We start from the raw sequence: 5,532 nt of genomic DNA, 5'->3' as shown, positions 1-5,532 counted from the left end.
GCGGTAGTGCTCGGGGTGCCGGATGCGTCTCTGTCCACGCCGGATGTCTACAGGCGTCTCGACGAGCTGGGCGCCGTCCGCGCTCCGCACCTGCACCACAACGACCTGGAGGCGGCGGCGGTGTCGCTCGAGCCGCGGATCGCCGAGGGGCTCGAGGCGCTGAGGCTCGCGGGAGCCGATCCCGTCTTCGTCTCCGGGAGCGGACCGGTCGTCGCCGGGATCGTGTCCGAGCTGGGGGCCGCGGATGCGGTGGCGGAGCGCGCCCGGCCGGCGTTCCGCCGGGTGATCGTCACCGAGCCGGTGGCCTACGGCGTCCGGATGACCATCGGTACCCGCCGATAGACTGGGCCTCCGGTGGGAGGTCGTCCAATGGCAGGACCCGGGACTTTGGATCCCGTTATGGCGGTTCGAGTCCGCCCCTCCCAGCATGGCTGATCGACCGAAGCAGACCGTGGGCGCGGTGGTCCTGGCCGCGGGCCGCTCCAAGAGGTTCCGGTCCTCCGTCCCCAAGGTCCTGCACGCCTCCGCCGGACGTCCGCTCGCACTGTGGGTCCTCGAGACGCTGCGCGAGCTGCACAGGACGACGAAGCTCGGACGCGTGGTTCTCGTGGTCCCTCCGGGGGGTGCGGTCGAGGAGGCGCTGGAGCGCGCTCGCTTCCCCTTCAAGCTCGCGTTCGCCGTCCAGGACGTGCCACGCGGGACGGGGGATGCGGTCCACGTCGGGCTGGACGCCCTGGGGCGCGCCGACGAGGTCCTGGTGCTGGCGGGGGACGGACCGCTGGTTCGTCCGGACAGCCTGAGGACCCTCGTGCGGACGAGGCGCCGGACGGGCGCCGCCGTCGCCCTGCTCACCGCCGTCGTCGACGACCCCGGTGCGTACGGGCGGATCGTGCGCGACGAGCGGGGGAGGGTCACGGCGATCGTGGAGGCGAAGGACCTGGCCGACGACCAACGGGGGATCGACGAGATCAACGCGTCGATCTACGCCTTCGACCGCCGGGCTCTCGCGGATGCCCTCCCTAGGCTCGACACCGACAACGCCCAGGGGGAGCTGCTCCTGACCGACGCGGTGGCGATGCTCTCCCGGGACGGGACCGCGGCCGTCGAGGGGCACCCGCAGGAGGTGCTCGGGGCGAACACCCGGCGCGAGTTCGAAGAGGTCTCGGCGCTGCTGCGCAGGCGCGTCCTCGACCGGCTGATGGACGCCGGCGTGTCCATCGTGCACCCCGACTCGACCTTCGTGGACGCCGACGTGAAGGTCGGGCAGGACACCGTCCTGCTCCCCGGCGTCTTCCTCGAGGGAGCCACCTCCATCGGGCGCGGCTGCGAGATCGGACCCAACGTCCGGCTCGTGGACACGACCGTCGGTGAGGGGTCGCGGGTCACCTTCGCGGTCGCGCGCCGGACGAAGATCGGTGCCCGTTGCGAGGTAGGCCCGTTCGCGAGCCTGCGTGACGGGACCGTGCTGCGCACCGGGGCGAAGGCCGGCACCTTCGTGGAGACGAAGGCGGCCGAGATAGGCGAAGGGAGCAAGGTCCCCCACCTCTCCTACATGGGCGATGTGAGGATCGGGCGCCGGACCAATGTGGGTGCGGGCACGATCACCTGCAACTACGACCCGTTCAAGCAGGCGCCGGACGGCGGCACGAAGCACCGCACGGAGATCGGGGACGACGTCTTCGTCGGCTCCGATACGATGCTCGTCGCCCCGGTCCGGCTCGCTCGCGGCGCCAGGACCGGCGCGGGCTCGGTGGTCAACCGGGACGTACCCCCGGACACGGTCGTGTACGGCGTCCCGGCGCGTCCGCGCCCCGCCGAGGAGCGGAAGACGAAGAAGGCGGCCAAGCGGTCCGAGAAGGGGAGACGGTGATGGAGTTCCTCGTCCGCAAGCAGCTCGTCCTGTACTCGGGGTCGTCGCACCCGAGCCTCGCCGAGGAGGTGGCGAAGCACTTCGGGGAGCCGCTGGGCGATATCGATATCCACCGCTTCGCCAACGGAGAGGTCTACGCCCGATTGCTCGACTCCGTGCGGGGGTCGGACGCCTTCGTCGTCCAGACGCACGCGGAGCCGGTGAACGAGCACCTCGTGGAGATGCTGGTCATCCTGGACGCGCTGAAGCGGGCCTCGTCCGCCCGCGTCACCGCCGTCCTCCCGTTCTTCCCCTACTCCCGTCAGGACAAGAAGTCCCTGGCGCGCGAGCCGATCTCGGCGAAGCTCATGGCCGACCTGCTGCACACGGCGGGGGCCGACCGCGTGATGTCGGTCGACCTGCACGCCGGACAGATCCAGGGCTTCTTCGACTTCCCGTTCGACCACCTGACGGCCCAGCCGTTGCTGGTCGACCACCTGCGAGGCGAGCTCGGTCCCGACATCGTCATCGTCTCGCCCGACGCCGGACGAGTGGGCGTGGCCGACAAGTACGCCAACAAGCTGGGGGCCAAGCTCGCGATCCTGCACAAGCGGCGCGACGCCCGGGTGCACAACCAGGTCGAGATGCTCGACGTCGTCGGGGAGATCGAGGGGCGGAGGTGCGTGCTCGTCGACGACATGATCGACACCGCCGGGACGATCACCTCGGGAGCCGAGGCGCTCATGAGGCACGGCGCTTCCGAGGTGTACGCGGCGGCGGTCCACCCGGTCCTGTCCGGACCCGCCGTCCAGCGGCTCAAGGACTCGCCGATCCGGCAGGTCGTGGTCACGAACACGATCCCCATCCCCCCGGAGAAGAGCTTCGACAAGCTCGTCGTGCTCTCGGTGGGGCAGATCATCGCGGACGCGATCCGGGCCGTATTCGAGGACGAGTCGGTCTCGGGGATATTCGGCGGGGACAACGCCTGACCAGCAGGTCTGATAGACTCCCCGGTCGTCCGGCGAGTCTCGCCGCCACCTCGTCTCAGGAAGGATGATCACCCATGAAGGCCATCGAGCTGACCGTCGCGCCGCGTGACGGCTCCGGCAAGGGGGCGGCCCGCAAGCTGCGCACGACCGGGCAGCTCCCGGGGGTGCTCTACGGGCCCGGGATCGAGACCCAGAGCCTGGCCGTGCCTCGGCACGAGTTCGTCCGGCTGCTGAAGCACCACGGCTCCCACGCGCTGGTCGCGCTGAAGGTGGACGGCGGGAACGAGTACCTGGCCATCGTGAAGGACGTGCAGGTCGACCCGGTCCGCTGGGAGGCGCTCCACGTCGACTTCGTCCGTGTCCAGGAGGACAAGCCTGTCACCACCGAGGTGCAGGTCGTCCTGGTCGGCGAGCCCGCGGGCGTGAAGATGGGTGGGGTCCTCGACCAGCTCACCCGGAGCGTCACGATCGAGGCCCTGCCGCGCTCCATCCCCTCCGAGATCGAGTACGACGTCTCAGAGCTCGGCCTCGGCGACGTGATCCGCGTCGGCGACCTTCAGGCCCCGCAGGGCGTGACCATCGCGACCGATCCCGAGGAGACGCTCGCCAGCGTCGCCCAGCCCCGGGTGGAGCTCGAGTCCACCGCCGACGCCGGTGAGGGCGAGGCGGCCGGCGAGGGCGCAGGCGGCGAGGCTGCCTCCGACGGGGACGGCGGGGGCTAGCCCGCTCGGCCGTGTTCGGCCGGCGACGCGACCCCACCGACATGCTCGTCGTCGGGCTCGGCAACCCCGGGTCCTCCTACGCGCGGACGAGGCACAACATCGGGGCGGTCCTCGTCGAGCGTCTGGCCGAGCGGCTCGGAGCCAACCTCGCCCGGGCGCGCGGTCAGGCCAGGTCGGCCGATGTCCGGTTGGGGGACGCGTCGGTCGTGCTCGCCGTCCCGACCACCTACATGAACCTGTCCGGGGGACCCGTCTCCCGGCTGGCCCGCAAGGCCGGGGTGCGCCCGGACCGGCTGCTGATCGTCCACGACGAGCTGGACCTGCCGTTCGGCCGCGTACGGCTGAAGGCCGGGGGCGGAACGGCCGGCCACAACGGTCTGCGGTCGGTGGAGGCGTCGCTGCGGTCCCGAGGGTTCCTGCGTCTGCGGATCGGGATAGGGCGTCCGCCCCCCGGGCTCGATCCCGCGGAGTTCGTCCTGAAGCCGTTCATGCCCGAGGAGCGGGAGCCCATCTCCGAGGCCGTGGACCGCGGGATCGCGGCGATCGAGACGCTCGTCGCCCAGGGCTTGGACGTCGCCCAGCGCGAGCTCCACTCCACCGGCTGAGCCCGGGGACCGCGGATAGACTGGCCGGTCCATGACGACCCGCCCGCTCGGCCATCTCCTGCCCCGATGGGGGGACGACCCGGCCTTCCGCGCGGCCCTGTCCGGACGGGGGGACGTCGTCCTGCCTGACGCGGTCCGGCCGTTCTTCGTGGCCGGTCTGGCCGCGGCCACCGAGGGCTGCGTCCTGGCCGTCGTCCCGTCGGACCCGGATGCGGATGCGCTGGCGGCCGCGGCGGGCGAGTTCTGCGAGGCAGCGCTGCTCGCGTCGTGGGACGTCCTGCCGTACGAGGGGCTCTCACCCGACGCCCGCTCGTCCGCCCGACGCATCGAGGCCCTGCGGCTGCTCGCCCGGACCGGGGGCTGCCGGGTCGTAGTCGCCAGCGCCCGCGGACTCATCCAGAAGCCGGCGCCCGGGGTGGCGGCGATGCACCCGGTCCGGGTGCGCCCCGGCGGAACGCTGGATCGCGAAGAACTGACCGGCCGGCTGGTGGGTCTCGGGTACGAGCGGACCGATATCGCGGCCGAGCCGGGAACCTTCGCTGTCCGGGGCGGGGTGGTCGACGTGTTCGGCGCCCAGGAGACCCGCGTCGCGCGCATCGAGCTCTTCGGTGACGACATCGAGTCCCTGCGATGGGTGGACCCGGAGAGCCAGCTCTCCGTCTCCGACGCGGCCGAGGCGGTCTTCGTCCCACGCACCGAGCTCCCGCCGAGCCCCGATGTCCGCACGCGCGCGGCGGATGCGGTGAAGCGGCTCGAAGGTCGACCATGGTTCGCGGACGTCGCGGACCGCCTGGAGCGGATCGCCGACGGGGCCGTCCCCGAGGGAGCGGAGTCGGTCCTCCCGCTGATCTGGGACCCCGCCCGCGACTCCCTCGGAGCCCAGCTCCCGTCGGACGTGACGGTCGTGATCTTCGACCCGAAGCGCACCTTCGACGAGGCGGCCATGGCGGTGGAGCAGGAGGAGGAGCTCGCCGCGCTGTGGACCGAGCCCGCGCGGCTCCAGACGGACCCGTCGATCCGGGAGCCGGTCGCCCCCCGCACCCGCCACGAGGAGATGCTCCTGTACCAGCCGCTCGAGACGGTGCTCGACGCGATCGACGCGCCCGTCCGGCACGCGGGAGCCCTCACCTCCGACGAGGACGCCCCCGCGTCGGACGCGCGTCCGTGGGAGCCGGGGATGTCGCCACGGGCCCTGCTCGAACGCTGCCGCAACCTGCGCGCGGACGGGTACGACCTCGTCTTCTGCGCGCTCCCGCACGAGGCCCCCGCCGTGGGTACCCGGCTCGCCGAGGAGGAGCTCGCTGGGTCCGCCGTGGTGGCGTCGAGCCTCCACCAGGGGTTCGTCGCCCCCTCTCTGCGGCTCGCGG

Annotated in this window: 6 protein-coding genes and 1 tRNA gene; all 7 read left to right on the top strand. The window is 72.1% G+C overall.

Annotated features, from left to right (window positions below):
• Window positions 1-342: hypothetical protein (locus VM840_11095; protein HVL82121.1), on the top strand; the 342-nt coding region annotated here is incomplete at its 5' end.
• A 13-nt stretch (window positions 343-355) separates the two neighbouring features.
• Window positions 356-426, top strand: a tRNA-Gln gene (locus tag VM840_11090).
• A 1-nt stretch (window position 427) separates the two neighbouring features.
• Window positions 428-1,870, top strand: a complete 1,443-nt coding sequence (glmU, locus tag VM840_11085; protein ID HVL82120.1) for a bifunctional UDP-N-acetylglucosamine diphosphorylase/glucosamine-1-phosphate N-acetyltransferase GlmU — start codon at window positions 428-430, stop codon at window positions 1,868-1,870.
• Window positions 1,870-2,838, top strand: coding sequence for a ribose-phosphate diphosphokinase (locus VM840_11080; GenBank protein HVL82119.1), 969 nt, complete (start codon window positions 1,870-1,872; stop codon window positions 2,836-2,838). The genes glmU and VM840_11080 overlap by 1 nt, the downstream gene beginning before the upstream one ends.
• Before the next feature lie 74 nt (window positions 2,839-2,912).
• On the top strand, window positions 2,913-3,560 hold the full coding sequence (locus VM840_11075; GenBank protein ID HVL82118.1) for a 50S ribosomal protein L25: 648 nt from the start codon (window positions 2,913-2,915) through the stop codon (window positions 3,558-3,560).
• An 11-nt stretch (window positions 3,561-3,571) separates the two neighbouring features.
• A complete protein-coding gene (pth, locus tag VM840_11070; protein HVL82117.1) occupies window positions 3,572-4,165 on the top strand; it encodes an aminoacyl-tRNA hydrolase in 594 nt (197 codons plus the stop codon).
• 31 nt (window positions 4,166-4,196) lie between these two features.
• Window positions 4,197-5,532, top strand: a 1,336-nt coding sequence (locus VM840_11065; GenBank protein HVL82116.1) for a hypothetical protein, incomplete at its 3' end; no start/stop codon positions are given.

It is taken from the genome of Actinomycetota bacterium, assembly GCA_035540895.1.
GTDB lineage: Bacteria > Actinomycetota > JAICYB01 > JAICYB01 > JAICYB01 > DATLFR01.
The sequence above is the reverse complement of the archived record's forward strand: the minus strand, read 5'-3'. Positions and strand labels throughout refer to the sequence as shown.